The sequence below is a fragment of the Streptomyces sp. NPDC051243 genome, assembly GCF_044455405.1.
Classification (GTDB): Bacteria; Actinomycetota; Actinomycetes; order Streptomycetales; family Streptomycetaceae; genus Streptomyces.
The window spans coordinates 233,094-252,604 of record NZ_JBITES010000006.1 but is presented as its reverse complement, the minus strand read 5'-3'; the positions used below and the strand labels follow the sequence as shown (position 1 = coordinate 252,604).

At 71.7% G+C, this 19,511-nt stretch carries 18 protein-coding genes; 10 read left to right on the top strand and 8 right to left on the bottom strand.

What is annotated here, in order from left to right:
* Positions 1 to 6 precede the first annotated feature (6 nt).
* From ACIBAG_RS17405 to ACIBAG_RS17395, 3 genes are all read right to left on the bottom strand, one after another.
* Entirely contained in the window at positions 7 to 444 is a 438-nt protein-coding gene (locus ACIBAG_RS17405; RefSeq protein ID WP_399105855.1) for a CBS domain-containing protein, read from the bottom strand.
* A gap of 135 nt (positions 445 to 579) precedes the next feature.
* Entirely contained in the window at positions 580 to 993 is a 414-nt protein-coding gene (locus tag ACIBAG_RS17400) for a PPOX class F420-dependent oxidoreductase (RefSeq protein WP_399105853.1), read from the bottom strand.
* Between the two features lie 192 nt (positions 994 to 1,185).
* Complete coding sequence (locus ACIBAG_RS17395; protein ID WP_399105851.1) at positions 1,186 to 1,827, bottom strand: uridine kinase; 642 nt, start codon at positions 1,825 to 1,827, stop codon at positions 1,186 to 1,188.
* A gap of 338 nt (positions 1,828 to 2,165) precedes the next feature.
* On the opposite strand from ACIBAG_RS17395, the gene ACIBAG_RS17390 reads away from it, so the two are divergent.
* The 3 genes from ACIBAG_RS17390 (at position 2,166) to ACIBAG_RS17380 (ending at position 5,396) form a co-directional block, all read left to right on the top strand.
* Positions 2,166 to 2,861: a DUF2293 domain-containing protein gene (locus ACIBAG_RS17390; protein ID WP_399105849.1), complete on the top strand. Its 696-nt coding sequence runs from the start codon at positions 2,166 to 2,168 to the stop codon at positions 2,859 to 2,861.
* Positions 2,862 to 3,263: 402 nt separating this feature from the next.
* Positions 3,264 to 3,743 carry a DUF1772 domain-containing protein gene (locus ACIBAG_RS17385; protein WP_399105847.1) on the top strand — a complete coding sequence of 160 codons (480 nt, stop codon included), beginning with the start codon at positions 3,264 to 3,266 and terminating at the stop codon, positions 3,741 to 3,743.
* 165 nt (positions 3,744 to 3,908) lie between these two features.
* Entirely contained in the window at positions 3,909 to 5,396 is a 1,488-nt protein-coding gene (locus ACIBAG_RS17380) for a glutamate synthase subunit beta (protein ID WP_399105844.1), read from the top strand.
* Positions 5,397 to 5,575: 179 nt separating this feature from the next.
* Here ACIBAG_RS17380 and ACIBAG_RS17375 read toward each other — a convergent pair whose 3' ends face one another.
* On the bottom strand, positions 5,576 to 6,169 hold the full coding sequence (locus tag ACIBAG_RS17375) for a carboxymuconolactone decarboxylase family protein (RefSeq protein WP_399105842.1): 594 nt from the start codon (positions 6,167 to 6,169) through the stop codon (positions 5,576 to 5,578).
* A 47-nt stretch (positions 6,170 to 6,216) separates the two neighbouring features.
* Here ACIBAG_RS17375 and ACIBAG_RS17370 point away from each other — a divergent pair, with 47 nt between their 5' ends.
* The 4 genes from ACIBAG_RS17370 (at position 6,217) to ACIBAG_RS17355 (ending at position 12,936) form a co-directional block, all read left to right on the top strand.
* Positions 6,217 to 7,695, top strand: a complete 1,479-nt coding sequence (locus ACIBAG_RS17370) for a PLP-dependent aminotransferase family protein (protein WP_399105840.1) — start codon at positions 6,217 to 6,219, stop codon at positions 7,693 to 7,695.
* Between the two features lie 463 nt (positions 7,696 to 8,158).
* On the top strand, positions 8,159 to 11,125 hold the full coding sequence (locus tag ACIBAG_RS17365; protein WP_399105838.1) for a PEP/pyruvate-binding domain-containing protein: 2,967 nt from the start codon (positions 8,159 to 8,161) through the stop codon (positions 11,123 to 11,125).
* Positions 11,122 to 12,048 carry a hypothetical protein gene (locus tag ACIBAG_RS17360; protein ID WP_399105836.1) on the top strand — a complete coding sequence of 309 codons (927 nt, stop codon included), beginning with the start codon at positions 11,122 to 11,124 and terminating at the stop codon, positions 12,046 to 12,048. The genes ACIBAG_RS17365 and ACIBAG_RS17360 overlap by 4 nt, the downstream gene beginning before the upstream one ends.
* A 183-nt stretch (positions 12,049 to 12,231) precedes the next feature.
* Complete coding sequence (locus tag ACIBAG_RS17355; protein WP_399105834.1) at positions 12,232 to 12,936, top strand: dual specificity protein phosphatase family protein; 705 nt, start codon at positions 12,232 to 12,234, stop codon at positions 12,934 to 12,936.
* A gap of 143 nt (positions 12,937 to 13,079) precedes the next feature.
* On the opposite strand, the gene ACIBAG_RS17350 is transcribed toward ACIBAG_RS17355, so the two are convergent.
* The 3 genes from ACIBAG_RS17350 to ACIBAG_RS17340 all read right to left on the bottom strand — a co-directional run bounded on the left by ACIBAG_RS17350 (position 13,080) and on the right by ACIBAG_RS17340 (position 15,130).
* A complete protein-coding gene (locus tag ACIBAG_RS17350) occupies positions 13,080 to 13,895 on the bottom strand; it encodes an SAM-dependent methyltransferase (protein ID WP_399105832.1) in 816 nt (271 codons plus the stop codon).
* A gap of 119 nt (positions 13,896 to 14,014) precedes the next feature.
* Positions 14,015 to 14,269 carry a DUF397 domain-containing protein gene (locus tag ACIBAG_RS17345; protein ID WP_019757219.1) on the bottom strand — a complete coding sequence of 85 codons (255 nt, stop codon included), beginning with the start codon at positions 14,267 to 14,269 and terminating at the stop codon, positions 14,015 to 14,017.
* Positions 14,270 to 15,130 carry a helix-turn-helix transcriptional regulator gene (locus ACIBAG_RS17340; RefSeq protein ID WP_399105830.1) on the bottom strand — a complete coding sequence of 287 codons (861 nt, stop codon included), beginning with the start codon at positions 15,128 to 15,130 and terminating at the stop codon, positions 14,270 to 14,272. It lies immediately after the preceding gene.
* A gap of 408 nt (positions 15,131 to 15,538) precedes the next feature.
* Between ACIBAG_RS17340 and ACIBAG_RS17335 the strand changes: the two genes are divergently transcribed.
* The 3 genes from ACIBAG_RS17335 (at position 15,539) to ACIBAG_RS17325 (ending at position 19,238) form a co-directional block, all read left to right on the top strand.
* A complete protein-coding gene (locus ACIBAG_RS17335; protein ID WP_399105828.1) occupies positions 15,539 to 16,201 on the top strand; it encodes an ATP-binding protein in 663 nt (220 codons plus the stop codon).
* Positions 16,192 to 16,629: a hypothetical protein gene (locus ACIBAG_RS17330; RefSeq protein ID WP_399105826.1), complete on the top strand. Its 438-nt coding sequence runs from the start codon at positions 16,192 to 16,194 to the stop codon at positions 16,627 to 16,629. Before ACIBAG_RS17335 ends, ACIBAG_RS17330 begins: the two co-directional genes overlap by 10 nt.
* 746 nt (positions 16,630 to 17,375) lie before the next feature.
* The gene (locus ACIBAG_RS17325) at positions 17,376 to 19,238 is read left to right on the top strand and encodes an ABC transporter ATP-binding protein (protein ID WP_399105824.1); all 1,863 of its coding nucleotides are present in this window, start codon (positions 17,376 to 17,378) and stop codon (positions 19,236 to 19,238) included.
* Positions 19,239 to 19,310: 72 nt separating this feature from the next.
* Here ACIBAG_RS17325 and ACIBAG_RS17320 read toward each other — a convergent pair whose 3' ends face one another.
* Positions 19,311 to 19,496 (bottom strand): hypothetical protein, encoded by a 186-nt coding sequence (locus ACIBAG_RS17320; RefSeq protein WP_399105822.1) that lies wholly within the window; start codon positions 19,494 to 19,496, stop codon positions 19,311 to 19,313.
* Positions 19,497 to 19,511 lie beyond the last annotated feature (15 nt).

Below are 19,511 nucleotides of genomic sequence, written 5' to 3'. Positions count from 1 at the left end.
GCCGAGTCAGTGCGTCGTCGGCGCCGCGGTCCTGGCGTAGACGCTCTCGGCCCACTGGCCGATTTGCCCCTCCGACAGGTGCTGGGCCAGATCGGCCTCGCTGATCATGCCGACCAGGCGCTTGTTGTCGATGACGGGGAGCCGGCGGATCTGGTGCTCCTTCATTTCCCGGAGCACGTCACTGATGTCGGCGTTCGCGTCGATCCAGCGGGGAGTACCCTGGGCCATGTCGCCGGCGGTGACCTTGCTCGGGTCGCGGCCCATGGCCACGCAGCCGATGACGATGTCGCGGTCGGTGAGGATCCCGCAGAGCCTTTCGTTCTGGTCGCTGATGGGCAGGGCTCCGACGCCCAGCTCGCGCATGAGCTGGGCGGCGCGGTCCAGGGTCTCGTGGGCGGGGATCCACTGGGCGCCACGGTGCATGATGTCTCCGGCAGTGGTCATTGGAGTACCTCCCGATGCCGGACGGCCGGCGCGGCGCGGGACGCACCGCTAAGTCCCGGCGCCCTTCATTCTCGCCGCGCCGTCCCGCGCATGCACCCGGAACCGGGCGCTCACGGCCACTGGCGGCGGGGACGGTCAGGCAGAGAAGCGCACGATCTTCCGTGGGACGACTCGGATGATCACGCGGGTCTCGTCGTCCTTCTCGGCGGGCGGGTCGATGCCGAGGTACTTGTGCGAGAGCTCGAACGGGAGCCGCTTGGCGTCGTCCGGGAGGATCTCGACGGTGCCGCGGATCTCGACCGAGCTGTAGGGGTTGGCGAGGTCGTATACCGAGACGCTGACGCGAGGGTCGCGGCGGAGGTTGCGCACCTTCTGGCGGCTGTCGACGGAGGAGAAGAGCACGGTGTCGCCCTCGCGCTTGATCCAGACCACGGAGTTCTGCGGCGCACCGTCAGGGCCGAGGGTGGCCACGCTGGCGAAGTTCTTGCCATCGAGGAGGGAGCGGACGGAGTCGTCGAAGGAGATCGGATCACTCGTGGAGGTCGTCATGGCAGTAGGGTAATTAAATGCACGTGCATTAAAAAGCGGTTTGGCGGACCCGGCTCAACCGCTCGCCGGCCTCAACCGCTCACCCCTCAACGGCTCGCCCCTCAACGGCTCGCCCCCTCAACCACCCGTCGGCTCGATTCGGCCGTCGGCTCGATTCGGCCGTCCGCTCGATTGGCCGTCGGCTCAGGTCGCTCAGCCGTTCCACGCCGGGTGTCGCGGATCGTCGGCGCGGACGAGGACGTCGGCGGTACCGGCCGGGTCGGTCTCGTTGGCGTAGCGCTCGAAGGCGGGGAGGGTCCAGTGCTCGGCCTCGGGGGTACGGCGACGCAGGGCGCCGGGTGACAGGAGGACATGGACGGTCAGGTCGAAGGGAAACCAGTGGCGCATCAGGAGAGGGCCGTGCATCAACAGGAAGCCACCGGGCGGGAGGTGGACGTAAGGACTGCGGGTGGCCCGGTCGGTGTCCGGGTCCCACAGGTCAGGCAGGACGCGACCGTCGCCACCGGGCTCGAGCGGGCCGAAGACCTCGCGCCACAGGGCCCCGGTGTCGAACCAGCCGTCGTAATAGGCGTCCACGTCCTGGTGGCCGTACTCCAACCGGACCGAGGCCGGGCGCAGGAAGCCCTCGGTGCCGACGGAGAGCGAGGGGCGTCCGCGTACGCGCAACGCCTCGGCGACCCGCTCGGCGAGGTCTCCCGGCCTGGCCGCCGGGGCGCCGTCGAAGGCGACACGCGGCCAGGGACTGCCGTCGGCCGGCTTCAGGTCGAGCAGCCGCTCGGCCAGCAGGTCGCCGAGCCGCTCCCAGGTGATCGCTTCGAGTCGCACAGGGCCCATGATGCGCCAAGGGGTGGTCGGCGTGATGCGGGGTGTCGCGACCGGCGACCAACGACCAGCGACCAGCAACCAGCAACCAGCAACCAGCAACCAGCAACCAGCAACCAGCAACCAGCAACCAGCAGAGTGTGGCGCCGTGGGGGCCGGGAGGGGTGGGACGCAAGCGCCGGAAGGGGGGCCGAGCTCGACCGGATCGACATCACGGTCCGACCAGGACACTCACCCGACCCGAGCAAGCCGCCCCCCGAACCGATCAGACCGCACACCACTCCCGATCAGGCAGTTTCCGGTCCGCGTCGGTAGTTCCCCAGGCCCTCCCCGAGGGGAATGAACCGGGTATGGCGCACCTCGCAACTCCCCCGCCCCGTACCGGCCTTCTGGTGGTCCAGCCCCTCAAGCGGCGGCACTGTGCGGAGTGTCATGCGGGGCCGTTGCAGATGCTGGTGATGGAGGACGGGGCGCCGCGCTGCCTCGACTGTGCCGATCTCGGGCATCTGGTGTTCCTGCCGCGCGGCGACACGGCGTTGACGCGGCGGTCGCGGGAGGAGAGTGCGCTGTCGGCGGTGGTCGTACGGTTCAACCGGCGCAGAAGCCGTTATGAGCGGCAGGGTGTGCTCGTCGAGGAGGCGGCGCTCGCCCGGGCCGAGCAGCGGTGTCTGGCGGACGCGGAGGCCAGGCGGCGACGCCGGGCGCGGGACGCGCGGCGGCGGGAGCGGGAGGACGTGCGGTTCGCGGAGGCGTTCGCGGCGGAGATACGGCGGCTGTTCCCGGGGTGTCCGGTGGATCGGGCTCGGGACATCGCGGGGCATGCGTCGGTGCGGGGCAGTGGTCGGGTGGGGCGGAGTGCGGCGGGGCGTGCGTTGTCCGAAGGGGCGGTGACGTCGGCGGTCGTGGCGTCCGTGCGACATCTCGACACGTCGTACGACCAGTTGCTGATGGGCGGGGTGCCACGGCACGAGGCCCGGCGGCGGATCGCAGCGGCGGTGGAGACGACGTTGCGGGCGTGGCGGGCCCAGGTGTCGGAGGCCGGTTGACGGAGGCCGTTGACGGAGGCCGGTAGACGGAGGCCGATTGGCGGAGGCCGGTTGACGGGGATCCCCTTCGGAGGTTCCCTTCGGTGTGTCCCTCCGGTCGACGAAGTCGGCGACAGCCGGTCGGGGGCACCCCGGTGCTCGGAGATGCCGACGGCAACCGCGACGCGGACCGGGGCCCACTCGGGACACGTGGGCCCGCCGTGCGGGTGGGGGCCGACCGGGCAGGCAGACCGGGACCGGCGGTACTCAAGGCGCGGTGCCCGGCCTTCGGTCTGCAGGACGCTCGCGTATGTGCCCGCGCCGCTCGGCCATGGTGACGGTTCTCGTACAGGGTTTCACTTGAGGTGACAGCTGGGCCGGGCCGGGAAGGATCTCGGCGGGACACGGGGAGTTGACGTTGACATGATTGATGGGCCGTACTTCGTACTCGTGGTGATCGGCGTGGTGGGAACCGGTCTCGTGGCGGGGGTCTTCTGCGCCTTCTCGACCTTCGTGATGCGCGGGCTGGCCGCGCTGCCGCCGGCGCAGGGCGTGGCCGCGATGAAGGCGATCAATGTGACGGCGTTGACGCCGGCGTTCATGCTGGTGTTCCTCGGGTCGGCGGTGCTGTGCGCGGTGATCGCCGTGGTGACGTTCGTGCTGTGGCCGGACGAGGGGACGGTGGAGCTGCTGGTGGGCAGCGGGCTCTATCTGTTCGGCTCGTTCGGGGTGACCATGGTGGCGAACGTGCCCCGCAACGACACACTGCTCAAGCTCGACGCGGGCACTCCTGAGGCGGCCGACTACTGGCCGACGTACGTGCGCGAGTGGACGGCGTGGAACCACGTCCGCATGGGCGCCTCGGCCGCCGCGACGGTGTCCTACGTCCTGGCGATCAGCTGACGCGCGTGCGCGGAGCGAGCCGGAAGGGGATACGCGGGAAAGCTGGTGAGAAAGCGCTGTCCCCCACCCTGCGTACGTGGCCGGTGGGACGTATCGTTGCGGGAAGAGTGCCGCCCGATGACGCACGGCTCCAACACGTCACACGCGCACGCGAGGAAGACGGCCATGGCCGATCCCAAGGGTTTCATGACGACCCCCCGCCAGGACTGGCCGCGCCGGCCCGTCGAGGAACGGGTGAAGGACTGGGACGAGGTGTACGTCCCCGGGGCACTGCTGCCGATCATCAGCAAGCAGGCCGATCGTTGCATGGACTGCGGCATACCGTTCTGCCACGACGCCTGTCCGCTGGGCAATCTGATCCCCGAGTGGAACGACCTGGTGTCGAGGGAGGACTGGCGGGCGGCGGCGGATCGGCTGCACGCGACAAACAACTTCCCCGAGTTCACCGGGCGGTTGTGTCCTGCTCCCTGCGAGGCCGGGTGCGTACTCGCGATCAATCAGCCGGCCGTCACCATCAAGAACGTCGAGTGCGCCATCGCGGACCGGGCCTGGGCGGACGGGTTCGCTCCGCCTCGGCCGCCGGATCGGCTGTCCGGGCGGACGGTCGCGGTCATCGGGTCGGGGCCCACGGGGCTCGCGGCCGCGCAGCAGCTGACCCGGGCGGGGCACACGGTCGCCGTGTACGAGAAGGACGACCGGATCGGCGGGCTGATGCGGTACGGGATCCCCGAATTCAAGATGGAGAAGCACCATCTGGAGCGGCGGATCGAGCAGATGCGGGCCGAGGGCACGAAGTTCCGCACGTCGACGGTCGTCGGGCGGGACGTCGGGGCGGCCGAGCTGCGGTCGCGCTACGACGCCGTGGTGATCGCGACGGGCGCGACGGCCTGGCGTGAACTGCAAGTCCCGGGGCGGGAGTTGCGCGGCATCCAGCAGGCGATGGAGTATCTGCCGCTGGCCAACCGCGTGTGCGAGGGGGACCTGGAGACCTCTCCGATGTCCGCCGCCGGGAAGCACGTCGTCATCGTCGGCGGCGGGGACACCGGGGCCGACTGTCTGGGCACGGCCGTGCGGGAGGGCGCCGCGTCCGTGACCCAGTTGGACATCTACGCACAGCCGGGCGCCGAGCGGGACGAGGACGCCGAGCCCTGGCCGACGTACCCGAAGATCTACCGCCTGTCGGCGGCGCACGAGGAGGCGCGCGATCTGGAGACGGCGCCGGCGGCGGACGCGGACGCGCGGCTGTTCGCGGCGTCCACGCTCCGCTTCACGGGGGACGCCGACGGGCACGTACGGTCGCTGCACCTGGTCGAGGTGGACGCGCGGCGCCGCCCGATGCCGGGCACCGGGCGGACGCTGCCGGCCGACCTCGTGCTGCTCGCCCTCGGCTTCTCCGGTCCCGACCGTCAGGACGGGCTGATCGAGCAACTGGGGCTGGAGACGGAGCCTCGCGGCACGATCACGCGGGACGTCGGGTTCGCCACGAACGTGCCCGGGGTGTTCGCGGCGGGGGACGCCGCCCGGGGGCAGTCGCTCATCGTGTGGGCGATTGCCGAGGGGCGGGCGGTGGCGGCGGCCGTCGACCGTTATCTGACGGGGAGCTCGAGGCTGCCGGCGCCGATCTCGCCGTATGACCGGCCCATGAGCGTTTGAGGGAACGCCGGGGGGCGGTTCCCCGGCGAGTTCGGCACCGCCGGGCCGTACCGCCGGGCCGTACCGACGGGCCGTACCGCCGCGGCGGGCCGGCGTTCTGGGCCGTCGCAGCGGGCTGGCGTTCCGGGCCGTCGCAGCGGGCCGTCGTTCCCGACCGGCGTTCCGAGCCGGCGTCTCGGTTACTTCCGCTCGTCCGTCCCCGCCACCTTCCCCGTCGCCAACGCGACCCTGTTCCAGGTGTTGATCGTCATGATCAGGGCCAGAACGTGCGCCAGCTCCCCGTCGTCGAAGTGGGCCGCGGCCTGGGTGTAGACCTCGTCCGGGATCCCGCCGTCGGCGACCAGGGTCACCGCCTCCGTCAGGGCGAGGGCCGCCTGTTCCCTCTCGGTGAAGAAGTGGCGGGCCTCGCGCCAGACCGCGACCATGTGCAACCGGTCCTCGCTCTCGCCGGCCTTGCGGGCGTCGTTGGTGTGCATGTGCAGGCAGTAGGCGCAGTGGTTGAGGTGCGAGGCGCGGATCTGGATCAGTTCGACCAGGGCCGGGTCGAGGCCCTCACGGGCAGCGGCGTCGAAGCCGACGATGGCGCGGAAGACCTTCGGGGCGGACTTCGCGAAGTCCAGGCGCGTCCTCGCGGCCTCGGCGGCGGCAATGGCGTAATCAATGCCCGAGCCGATGGCGGAGTCAGTTACGGAGCCGATGCCGGAATCGATGGCGGGGCCGATGCCGGATTCGATGGCGGAAGTTCCGTGTGCAGCAGTCGTGTTCGTCGTCATGTGCTCCAAGCTACGGCCCTGAAAGACCGACTGTAGGGTGCATTTCCATGGCAAAGTCATGGGTCAATTCCGCGGAGCGGATCGGTGCCGACCTGCATCTGGATCTGCATCTGGATCTGGATCTGACGGATTCGGCCGGGCCTGGCGGACGGCGGGCCGCGTTGACCCGGGCGTTGCGGGAGGCCGTGCGCAGTGGGCGGCTGGCTCCCGGCACCCGGCTGCCGCCGTACCGCTCGCTCGCCGCCGACCTCGGGGTCGCCCGCAACACGGTGGCCGACGCGTACGCGGAGCTGGTCGCCGAGGGCTGGCTCACCGCCCGGCAGGGCTCGGGCACGAGGGTGGCGGAGCGCGCCGAACCGCTTCGGCGTGCGGAGCGGGCCCCCCGTAAGGCGCCTCCACGCGCGCGTGGGCCTCGCCACGACCTGCGGCAGGGGACCCCGGACGCGTCGGCGTTCCCGCGTGCGGCATGGCTGGCCTCCTACCGGCGGGCCCTCCAGCAGGCGCCGAACGAGGTCTTCGGGCCCGGGGATCCCGCCGGACGGGTCGAACTGCGCGAGGCGCTCACCGAGTACCTGGCACGCGCGCGTGGCGTGCGCACCGAGCCGGGCCGCATCGTGATCTGCTCCGGCTTCGCGCACGCCCTGCGGCTGCTGTTCTCCCAGGAGAAGGGCGGCAGCGTGCTGCGCGGGCCGCTGGCCGTCGAGGCGTACGGGCTCGGCTTCCACCGGGAACTCCTCGCGGGCGCGGGCGTACGGACCGTCCCGCTGCCCCTCGACGAGGACGGCGCACGCGTCGACCGGCTGGCGCGCGAGCGCGCCGTGCTGCTCACACCCGCGCACCAGTTCCCGACCGGCGGCCCGCTGCACCCCGAGCGCCGCGCCGCCGTGATCGACTGGGCACGCGCGCGTGGGGGTGTGGTCCTGGAGGACGACTACGACGGTGAGTTCCGCTACGACCGCAAGCCGGTCGGCGCCGTCCAAGGCCTGGATCCCGAGCGGGTGATCTTCATCGGCTCGGTCAGCAAGAGCCTGTCACCGGCGGTGCGGCTCGGGTGGATGGTGCTGCCGCAGCGGTACGTCGACGGCGTGCTCGCGGCCAAGGGCGAGCGGGAGGCGTGGGCGAGCGTGCTCGACCAGCTGAGCCTCGCCGACTTCATCGTCTCCGGGGCGTACGACCGTCATGTACGTCGCATGCGGCAGCGGTACCGGAGCCGCCGCGACCGCCTCGTCACGGCGCTCGCCGCGCATGCGCCGCACATCGCGGTCACGGGCGTCGCCGCCGGACTGCACGCCGTGCTGCGGCTCCCGCCCGGCACCGAGCGCTCCGCGGTCAAGGCGGCCACGTGGCAAGGCATCGCCCTGGACGGCCTCGCCGAGTTCCGCCACCCGGAGGCGACGGAGCCGGACATGCCGGTCCGCGACGGCCTGGTCGTCGGCTTTGCGACGCCTTCGGAGCATGCGTACGGGGCGGCGCTGGAGGCGTTGTGCGGGGCGCTGCCGCCGGGTTGGGGGCTCCGGGGGCAATAAGTGAGGAGCCGAGGGGCGGACGGCGCTGAGGATCCGAGGGATGGACGGCGCTGAGGGAGCCGGGACGGGTACTGCGCGCCCTGCCGGGGGTCCTGCGCGCGGAGGAGCCATCCGCATCGGTCCTGCCCACGACGGAGCCGGTGGCTGCCGCCGGCCGGCGGCGATCGGCCGACCGCCGCCGGGCCGACCTCACCGCGCGAGAGCCGGCCGTCCTGCTGCCTGCGTGAGCGAGCCGCCCTGTCCCGGCATACCACCGCAGTCGGATTTGTTTTCCCATCTGTCCGAAAAGTGACTTATGGGCTACATACAGGCGAACAGGAGTGGGATCATCGGAGCAGGAGGCGTGCCGTCGTCGCACCCGGACCGGGCCGGTAGCGGCTCGCCCCCATCCTTCGTTCCGTCGTCAGGCGCAGGGCCACCCCGCGCGTCCCCCCTGTTGGCGGTCGGTCCTGGAGGGTGTTCGATGACGACGATCGAAGAACGTCACGGAGATGGTGCCCGCGACGGGGAAGTGCACCGGGGTGACACCGCCCTCGGTCAGGCCGTCGACGCGTACCGCCCCGCCGTCGTCGCGCTGGACCAGCCCGACGCTGCACTCCCACAGCTGATGGGGTCCAAGGCCGCGAATCTCGCCCGCGCGGCCCGCGCCGGACTGCCGGTGCTGCCCGGGTTCGTGATCCCGCACCGAGCGGCCGGCGACATGGTCGCCCTGCGGCGCGCCTGGGACGAGCTCTCCGAGGGTGGCGCCCGTCCGCTCGTGGTGCGCTCCTCCTCGCCTCAGGAGGACACCGAGGAATCCTCCCTGGCGGGCCAGTTCACCTCGGTGCTCGACGTGCGCGGCTGGCGCGACTTTCGTACGGCCGTACAGACCGTGCTCGACTCGGCGCACCTGCCCGACGGGTCCACGGCGCCGATGGCGGTGCTCGTGCAGCCCATGCTCACGGCCAGGGTCGGCGGCGTGATGTTCGGCGCGGACCCGGTCGCGGGGCGGGCCGACCGGATGCTGGTCAGCGCGGTGCGCGGCGGGCCGGACAGCCTGGTCAGCGGGGCGCGGGCCGGTACGGACTACTGGCTGAGCGAACACGGACGGCTGCTGCGGACGGAGGCTTCGGGGGATCCGGGGACGGACGCTGACACTGCGGAGGGCCGACGGACAGAGGTATCGGGGGATCCGGGAATCGAGGCGCCGGACGGCCGGCGCGCAGAGGCTCACGGAGATCCCGGGACGGAGGCTCGGGGGGATCGGCGGACAGAGGTTTCGGGGGGCCCCGGAATCGAGGCTCCGGGGGACTCCCGAGCCGCACCTTCGGGGAAGCCGTGGACGCCGTCGTCGGAAGGCCCGCGGAGGAGGCCTTCCACGAGTCCGCAAGCCGTCTCGTCGGCGAACCCGAACGCCGCGACTTCGAGCTACCCGCGCGCTGTGCCCATGGAGAGCGGCACATTGCTCACGCGTGCCGAGTTGTTCCGGCTGGCGCGACTCGCCCGGCGGGTCCGGCGGGTCTTCGGCGGGCCGCAGGACATGGAGTTCGGGTTCGACGCGGACGGGCGGCTGTGGCTGTTCCAGAGCCGGCCGATCACGGCGATGGCCGCACGGCCGGCCCGTGGCGCGCGGCTGCTCGGGCCCGGTCCGGTGGCGGAGACGCTGCCGGAGCAGTTGGCGCCGCTGGAGGAGGACCTGTGGGTGGCGCCGATGGCCCGTGGGCTCGCGGCAGCGCTCGACATCGGCGGCACCGCGCCGCGCCGGCTGCTGAAGTCGGTGCCCGTGGTCACGACCGTCACCGGACGCGCCGCCGCCGACCTGCGTCTTCTCGGCGCCGTGCCGCCACGGCACCGGTGGCTCGCGCTGCTGAACCCGGCGCCGGGAGCGCGGAGGCTCGTCGCGGCCTGGCGGGTGGGGCGTCTCGCGTCCTCCCTGCCCGGGTTGGCGACCGATCTCGTCGCCGATGTCGACCGCCGTCTCGCCGAGATCCCGTCGCCCAGCGGACTCTCCAGTTCCGCGCTGGCCGCGGAGCTCCGCTGGACCCGCCGGGCCCTGGTCTCCCTGCACGCCCAGGAGGCCCTCGCGGGCGCCCTCCTCAAGGAACCCCTCAAGGAACCCCTCAAGGGCCGCACAGCGGCCGGCACGGCTCTCGCCGCCCTGGCCGAAGCGCGCGCGCAGGGCATACCCGACGGCCAACTGGCCGCCACGAACCCCGTGATCCTGGCCCTCACCGCCCCGAGCCTGCGGGGACGGCGACGACTTCCGGGAGTCACGCCCGCCGCCGAAGCGGTACCACCGACACCGACACCGACACCGACACCGGCACCGGCACCGGCACCGGCACCGACACAGGCGACGGCAACACCGACACAGGCGGCAGCGACACCGAACCCGCCTGCCGACGACACCTTCGCCCCGCCCCCACCCCCCACCCGGAAAGCCAACGGCACCGCCCGCCCCGAAGCGGCACCGACCGGGACCCCCGACACCCGCACCCACACCCACACCCCACCCACAGGCAACGGCAGCCGCCCGCCCTCTCCGCGGCCGCCCACCCTCGACGAGCCGACGCGGGGCTCCACCCCAGCCACGGCCACCAACGCGACCGTCCCCATAACGCCGATAACCCCGATAACCCCGATAACCCCAACCACGCCAACCACCCCAACCACGCCAACCACCCCAACCATGCCGACCAGCGCGGCATCCGCCATCTACGCCACCCCCTTCACCAGGCCCACTCAGGCCACCACCCTCACTCCGCCCACTCCCCACGCTCCGGCGACTCCAGCCGGGCGCCCCCTGACCACATCGACAACCCGGGCCGCACACCCAGCTGCCACCCCCCGAACGCCCCTCCCACCCCGTGAAGCCCTCCGCCTCCGTATCCGCTGGGTTCAGGAGCTGCAGGTCCGGCTCGTGCGCGACGTGGCACGGCGGCTCGGTATCGGCGTGGAGCGCCTCGGGCTGTTGCGGTGGGCGGAGCTGGTCGCCGTGCTGGGCGGCGAGGCCCTGCCCGGCGATCTGCACGCGCGCGTGCCGCAGGCCGCCTCGCCGCCGCTGCCGGATGCCTTCCGGCTCGCGGACGGTCAGGTCGTCGTCGCCGAGCGCGCCACGGGCCAGGGCCGAGGTCGAGGCCGGGGTGACGGCGTGCGAGGCGTGTCCGCGGGGCGCGTCGTCGGGACCGTGTGGGACGGGACGGGGCCCCGGCCGAAGGATGCGGTACTGGTCGTGCGCACCCTGGACCCCGCGCTCGCCCCGCTGCTGCCCGGCCTCACCGGGCTGGTCGCCCAGACCGGCAGCCCGCTGTCCCATCTGGCCGTCCTGGCAAGGGAGTTCGGGCTCCCCACGGTCATCGGCGCCACCGACGCCGTACACCGCTTCCCGCCCGGCTCCCGCCTCACCGTCGACGGAACGGCCGGTGACGTACGACTGGGGGACGCGCCATGAGAAAGATCGCGTACGTCTTCGGAGCGCTGGCCGCCGCCGGGGCGGGAACGTACCTCGTCGTCTACCTGTACCGCTGGCAGTGGCAGCGGGCGATGATCTGCGGGGTGTTGCTGCTGGTGGTCGAGGTGATGCTGTTCGGTCTGGTGACACTGGGGCGGCTGAACCGGATCGAGGAGCGGCTGCGCGACACCGACCGCCGGCAGCGGGAGCTGGACGCCCGCCAGGAGGACGTGCTGACGAGGCTGCGGGAACCGGGCGCTGCGCGCGAGGAGACGCGGTTCCGGTGGCTGGACGACCCGGCGGACCGGACGTACGTCTTCGTTCCGGTCCTGATGGTCGCCGGCGTGGTGCTGTCCGGGCTCGCCTGGGTGGTGCAGAAGGCCGCGTCGGCCACGGCCAGACCCGCCGAGCGCCACTTGGCCGGGCGGCTGGCGGTCCTCGCCGCACCGGACCCGGCGGCGCCCGGCGGCCTGGACGAACTCGACGATCTGCCGCCGCTCGGCGCCGGGTCCTCCCGGCGCCGCACCGCACGCGTGACCACCGTCATCGCCCTTGCCACCGCGCTGCTCGCCGCACTGATCGTGGGGCTCGCCAACCTCACCCAGACCAGGGCCGAGGATGCCAACGAGAACGCGGCGACCTCGGTGGTGGTCCAGGTCGATCTGCGCGGCCCGGAAATGACATCCGACCGGAGGGCCCTGGCCGCGCAGCAGATCTGGGAGAGCTGCCGGCACTCCACGGCCGCGCCACTGCGCCACGCCGCCCTGGGCGATCTGGGGGACGGCATGTTCGCCGGGGTCGTACGGCCCGCGCTCAACGAGCACGACCTGATGCGACTGCGCGGCTGCCTGGAGGACGCGACCCTGGAGCGCGCCCACCTCACGGTGGTCGCCGTCGGCGACGCGGAGTCGGGCAACGACTGACAGCGACGGCCTGTGCTGCGAGCGAGCCAAGACCGCGAGCAGCCCATGACCGCAGCCGACCTACGACCACCCCGTACCGACAAGTGAGATGTATCGCACAAAATCGGACGTATCCCCTATTGATCACATACCTGGGGGTACTCTTCCAAGGCGCTCTTTCGTCCCCTAGCCCCCAGGTCGCCCATGGCTGTCCTCACCGCAACCCTGCCCCGCCCCGCCGTCCGCAAGCGCCCGCTCTCCCGGCGCACACTGCGGATCCTCATCGGCCTTCTCATCAGCTATCTCGTCCTGTGGGCAGCCGGCGCCGGCAGCATTCTGGGCCTGTCTCTCTGGGCCCGAGCGGAGACCCCGGCACCCGCCGGGACCCGCGCCGTACAGGGTGTGAACCATTTCCAGGCCGTGGACACCGGGGGCCGGCTGTGGCGCGGCTCCGCCCCCTCCCCCGCCGGTTACCGGGCGCTGGCGAGCATGGGCATCACCACCGTGGTCGACCTGCGCGCCGAGCACATGAGCGCGGCCCAGCTGGCCGAACCGGCCGAGGCCGGGCTGAACGCCGTACGCCTGCCGATCCGTGACGGGCAGACGCCGTCGCCCAAGCAGGTGCAGCGCTTCCTCGACATCGTCTCGTCGTCCTCCGGCCCGGTGTTCGTGCACTGCGGCGCGGGCGTCGGCCGTACGGGCGCGATGGTCGCCTCATACCTCGTGCAGACCGGCAAGGAGTCGCCGTCGATGGCGGTTCGACGCAACCTCGCGGTCGGACCGCCGTCGATCGAGCAGATCTACTACGGGCTCAACCTCAGCCCGGCGAAGGCCGAGCAGCCCCCGCTGCCGGTGGTGGTGCTCAGCCGCCTGGTGGACGCTCCGCGGCGCATCATGTCGTACTTCTGAGCCGTCGCGCCTCTGAGCCGTCGTACTTCTGAGCTGTCCCACCGCCGAACCGTCGCACCGCCCAACCGTCGCACCGCCCAACCGTCGCACCGCCCAACCGTCGCACCTCCGAGCCGTGGGCGGCCACTGGTGCGGCCGTAGCGCTACGGCTTGCGCCCCACCGCCCCGTACCCGGGAATGACCCCGTCGTCCTGTCCGGGTACCGGCTCCCCCAGCTCGGGGTGCCAGCGGTGGGGCACTTCCACGCCGGGCTCGACGAGTTCGAGGCCGTCGAAGAAGCGGGTGAACTCCTCGCGGGAGCGCAGGGCCAGCGTGACGCCGGCCGCCCTCAGCTTCTCGGTCGCCGCCTTCGACTCCTCGGGAGTGAAGTCGGCGGTCGCGTGGGTCACCACCAGGTAGCTGCCGGAGGGGAGTTCGGACAGCAGTCGGCGGACCAGTTCGTGGGCACCGTCCTCGTCGGGGACGAAGTGCAGCAGCGCGACGAGGGAAAGGGCCACCGGCCGGCCGAAGTCCAGCACCTTCCGCGCGCCTTCGACGATCGCGTCGGGGTTCCGCACGTCGGCCTGCAGGTACTCGGTTGCGCCCGCGTCCGTACCGCGCAGCAGGGCAGCCGCGTGTGCCAGCACGATGGGGTCGTTGTCGCAGTAGACGACGCGGGCGTCGGGGGCGATCCCCTGGGCGATCTGGTGGAGGTTCGGCTCGGTCGGGATCCCCGTGCCGATGTCCAGGAACTGGCGTACGCCGTGGTCTGCGAGCCAGCGGGTTGCGCGGTGCATGAACGCGCGGTTGACCCGCGCCATCACCGGGACGCGCGGGTCGAGGGCGAGCATCTGCTGCCCCATTGCCTCGTCGACGGGGTAGTTGTCCTTGCCGCCGAGGTACCAGTCGTACATCCGCGCGGGGTGCGGCTTGCTCGTGTCGATCGCGACGGGGCTCGACCCGGTCATGACGAACTCCATAAGGTTCGAGGACGGTAAGTGATCAACTCAGCACCAAAATAAGGGAATGGACTGATCAGAGCTGGCCGACCGAAGAGAACTGGCTGAACGCAACAGGGTGAGCAAGGGGCCGTGCCTGGTCAGGACAGCAGGAAGTCCGCCTCCCCCGCCTTGGCTCCCTCGATGAACGCCGTCATCTCGTCCGTCGTGTAGATCAGCGCCGGCCCGTCCGGGTCGGTGGACTGGCGGACGGCGATCCGGCCGTCGGCGAGTTTCATCGCCTCCAGGCAGTTGCCTCCGTTGCCGCCGCTCCACGGCTTGTGCCAGCCCTCGCTGCCCAAGTCCCGCGCGGGCATGCCGTTGTAGACGCGTATGCGCGGCTTGATGCGATCCATTCACAGCTCCTTGCGGAGATCCCGGAGGATCTCCTTCGTGCGATGTGCCGTAGCGGCCTGCGCCGCCATGCGGTCCATGACCTCGAGATAGGTCGCCACCTCGACGCGCGCGTCGAGGTAGACGGCACCGGTCAGGTACTCGCTGTAGACCATGTCCGGAAGCTCCGGCACGGCGAATCGGAACAACACGAAGGGCCCGTACGTGCCGGGGTGCGGCCCGTTCGCGAACGGGGCCACCTGCAATGTCACGTTGGGCAGCTTCGTGGCCTCGAGCAGCCTGTCGATCTGGGCACGCATCACCTCCGGGCCGCCGACCTGGCGGCGCAGCACGGTTTCGTCCATCACGACCCACAGCCGGGGCGCGTCCTCACGGGTGAGCAGTTGCTGGCGTTGCATGCGCAGGGCCACATGGCGCTCGATGTCGTCGGGGCTGGTCTGGCCGATGGCACCCGACCGCAGCACTCCGCGCGCGTAGTCCTCGGTCTGCAGCAGACCGGGCACGAAGTGGGGTTCGTACGACCGGATGAGGCCGGCGGCGCCCTCCAGGCTGACGTACATCGAGAACCAGCCCGGCAGGATGTCGTGGAACCGCTGCCACCAGCCGGGTCTGTTGGCGTCCTCGGCCAGTTGCACGAAGGCGTCGGCCTCGTCGTCGGGGATGCCGTAGGCCTTCAGGAGCAGCTGGAGGTACGGGATCTTGAGCGAGACCTCGGCCATCTCCATACGGCGGACGGTCGCGGGGGCGACGCGGAGGATGCGGGCCGCCTCCTCACGCTTGAGCCCGGCGCGCTCCCTGAGATCCAGCAGACGCCGACCGAGGACGACCTGACCGACCGTCGGCGCGGACCGCGGCTCGCTCACGCTCCACCTCCACGAAGAATCCCGACAGGTCTACCCGATCCGCAGCAAGCCGCCTCAATCCCGGCGGAGAGCCGTGATCCTGACAGTCCGTCTGAAGCCTGACAGTCCGCCTGAGGCCGACAGGCCGCCTGAGGCCTGACAGTCCGCCTGAGGCCGACAGGCCGCCTGAGGCCTGACAGTCCGCCTGAGGCCCGACAAGCCGCCTGAAGCCCGACAAGCCGCCTGAAGCCTGACAGACCGACGGCGCCATTCGAAGACCTTTTCGAAGATCGCGATGGATCTTCGGTGATCCCAACTGGCGCCGTTCGACATGCTGTTGCGAGCAGTGTGCCACGGCCTTCCAGAGAGTCACAGCGCACTCTGCAATTTTCAGAGTGACACTTGCCAAGTGTTCACGGCGGGGCGATAGTGGCAAGCGTGATTCCGTCCCCGCCCTTAGGAACAGACGCCGCCGCGGTCCCCCACGGCCTCGGCGCCGACACCGGAGTCGGCCCCCAGCGGGGCGCCGCCGCCGAGCGCCGGTTCCGCTTCGAACTGGCCGCGCATCCGGGGTCTCCCGCGCAGGCCAGACGCCTTACCAGGGCGCGGCTGAACGGCTGGTCGGTCTGCGAGGACACCTGCGACACGGCGGCTCTCGTCGTGTCCGAGCTGGTCACCAACGCGATCGTGCACACCGCCAGCGAGCACATCGTCTGTGAGCTGAACGACGGCGCGGAGACGGTGCGAATAGCCGTGCGTGACGAGGGCTGCGCGCCGAGTGAGCCGCATCCGATGGCGGTACGGCCCGAGGAGGAGCACGGGAGGGGACTGCTCCTCGTCGACGCCCTGTGCCAGGCGTGGGGGGCCCATGAGCAGGGCTCCGGGCTGGTGGTCTGGGCAGACCTGCCGCGCGGGGACGCCTCCCGCGGTGGCACCGGGCCTCGCAACGACCTCGGCTGGGGGACCCGCCCCAAGCCCGGGCCGTCCGACGGTTCCGGTGACGAGGACGAGGCGCAAGGACGGGTGCGGGAGCCGGGGCCGGGGTTGGGGCTGGGGCCGTACGGTGGGGGAACGGGGCTCGGATGGCTGTGAGCGGAGCGTCCGGCGGGGGGCAGGTGCTGAGCCTGGACTCGCTGGTCCGGCTCCGGCGCGGCCTGCGTACCGCCGCCGACGGCCCTCGGCGGCTGCCCGTTCCTGACGGGATGACGGCTCCGCTGGGGTGCGACGCGGTCGCGGTGCCCGCTCGGTTCGGGCCTCTTGTGCTGCCTCGACTGCCTCGGGTGGGGTGTGTGTACGCGGATGAGGCGCACTGGTGGTGGATCGTGCCGTCGGACTCCGACTACGCGTTGGAGTGGCCGGCGTCGGTGCGGTACATGACGGGGGCGGTGGTGCTGGACACGCCTCGGTTGATCCATCGGCCGGCTGGATCGGTTCCTTATACGCCACCGATTCCGTTGTATTTGGCGTTGTGCCGGGTTACGGGGACTACGCCGACGTGGTCCAGGCAGCTGAGTGCGTGAGGCTTGCGCCGGGTCTTTCTCGCCCCCGCCGCCCCTACCCGTCCCATCCTGAAGGGGCGCGGCCCCTTCTACCCCGGCCCGCCCTGGGGACTGCCGCCCCCAGACCCCCGCTTCGGCCCCTGATGGGCCTCGTCCTCAAACGCCGGACGGGCTGAGACATGCCGGGCGGCGCTGAGGAGTAGCCGCCGGCCCATAAAGCGCATCCGCGCATCGCCATTGTCGTACCGGGGCATCCGCCACGGCACCCCGGGCGTTCACCATTGGCACCCCGCGGCACGCATCCCCAATTGCCCTTCGCCCGTAAGCAATTGCACTTCACCGGCGTCGCGCTCGTCGCCGGTGCCTGCCAGCGCAGCAACCGTCGCCCGACCACCCAAGCCACCCCGCCCCTTCCCCACGGGTTGCACCGACGCACACCCCCCGAAGCCAAGCCACCTCGGTCATCCCTGCGGCCTACACCCACCCACACCCCACCCCAAGCCACCCCGCCTCCCCCACGCCCTAACTCCCACCCGCACCCATCCGAAGGCCCCGTCCTACCTCCCCCCTCCCCCAACGGCGCACGCCCGCGCGCACCCCCCACCCCCACTCACGCCCTCCCCCGATGCCGCCCGCCCCGCCATAGTGGCCCTCCGTCACGAGCGGCGGTCGGGGGAGGCTGGGCGGTGGGGAAGAAGCGCGGTTCGGGTGAGGGTGGGGTTTCGGAGTCGGAGTGGCTGTTGTTCGGGGGGCCTCTGCGGTACGACATGGGATGGAATCAGCATCGGGACGCCTTCCTGGAGCTGACCTTCCGGGCCATGGTGACGCGGTTGCCGTCCCTGTTGGCGTCCAGCTTCCGGCTGGCCTGGCAGGCCGAGCGGCGGGCCGCGCGGACCGTGCTGGTGGCCGAGGTGGGCCGAGGGCTGGCGCAGGCGGTCGGGCTGCTCGCCGTCAACAGTGTGCTGGGGCGGCTGATCGGGGGCGGGGTCCTGGAGGAGCGGTTACGGGGTGCCGTTCCGGCGCTTGTGGTCATGGCCGCCGTCATGGTCGTGTCCACGCTGCTGCGGGCCGCGTCGACGTACGCCACCGGCCGCCTCGAGCCCAAGGTGGAGCGCGTGGCGACCGAGCTGTATCTGGAGCGGGCCGCCGCCGTGGAGCTGGCCGCGATCGAGGACCACGCCTTCCACAAGTTGCTGGACACCGCGCAGTACGGCGCCTCGGCGGCCCGCCGCATGATCTCGTACAGCACGCGTGTCGTGAATGCCGCCATCTCGCTGATCGCGGCCGCCGGGGTGCTCACCGTGCTGCATCCCGCCCTGCTCCCGCTGCTCGCCACCATGACGCTGCCCAGCGCCTGGAGCGCCCTGACGAACGCCCGGCGGCGCTATGAGTCCTTCCACACCTGGGTGCAGCACTCCCGCGCCGGCCATCTGATCAGCGGGCTGCTGACCGAGCCCGGCGCCGCGCCCGAGATCCGGGTGCACGGTGTGGGCCCCTTCCTGCTGCGTCACTACCGGGCCATGTCGGAGACGGCGGAGGCCGAGCAGGCGCGGCTGGCCCGGCTCGCGGCGCGTACGGGGCTCATCGCGGCGGTGTGGACGGGGCTCGCGACCGTCGCGACGTACGCGACGCTGGGCGGGCTGCTGCTCGCCGGGGCCATGGCGCTGTCCGTGGCGGGTACGGCCGTCATCGCCATCCGCACCGGGTCCTCCAGCCTGGACAGCCTTGTGCTGGAGGTCAACGCGCTGCACGAGGAGGCCCTCTTCGTGGGCGATTTGCAGCGGCTGTACGTCGAGGCGGCCGAGCGGGCGATTCCGGTCGGTGGCGAGTCCCTGCCGGACGATCCGCGCGAGATCCGGTTCGAGAACGTCAGCTTCTCCTACCCGGGCGAGTCCTCCCGTCCCGCCCTCGACGACGTCACACTGACCCTGCCCCTCGGCCGGATCATCGCGCTGGTCGGCGAGAACGGCTCCGGCAAGACCACCCTGGTCAAGCTGCTCGCCGGGCTCTACACCCCGGATCGGGGCCGCATCCTCTGGGACGGCGTCGACGCGGCGACCGCCGACCGGCGCCGGCTCGCCGAGCGCATCGCGATGGTGGCCCAGGACTTCAAGCGCTGGCCGTTCACGGCCAGGGTCAATGTGGCCGTCGGGCGATCCTCCGCGCCGCTCACCGAAGAGCGCCTGGCCGCCTCGCTCGCCGAGGCCGGGGCGGAGGAGGTGGTGGCCGATCTGCCGCGCGGCCTGGACACACTGCTGGCCCGCCAGTTCAGCGGTGGGCACGAGCTGTCCGGCGGGCAGTGGCAGCGGCTCGGCATCGCCCGGGCGGCCTACCGGCGCGGCCACATCCTGATCGTGGACGAACCGACGGCGGCCCTGGACGCGCGGGCCGAGCTGGAAGTCTTCGAGAAGATCCGCGCCCTGGCCTCCGCCGGGCAGACGGTCGTCCTCATCACTCACCGGCTGGCGTCCGTACGCCATGCCGATCTGGTGCACGTACTGGACCAGGGCAGGCTCGTGGAGTCCGGGACACCGGACGAGCTGCTGGCCACCGGCGGTGTCTACGCGGAGCTGTACTCGCTGCAGGCGGAGCAGTTCACGGCACCGGTCCCCGCGCCGAAAGCGGGCTGATGGACACGCCGCCACGCAGCCCCTGCCGGGGGCTCGCCTCAGTCCGGCTCGCGCTGCGACGCACCCGCGGGCTCACGCCGCGGCGTCACCCGCGAGCTCACCGCGGACGATCACCAGGAACGCGTCCGACGCGAGGTCCATGACGACCTCCGCGGGCAGACCCTCCATGCGCCGCGCGTGCGCGAATTCCTCGGCCGGCCACGATCCTCGCGGCCCGCCCGCGGGAAAGCGTTCGAGCACTGTTCGCCCGTTCACCATCCTGACCTCCAGAAA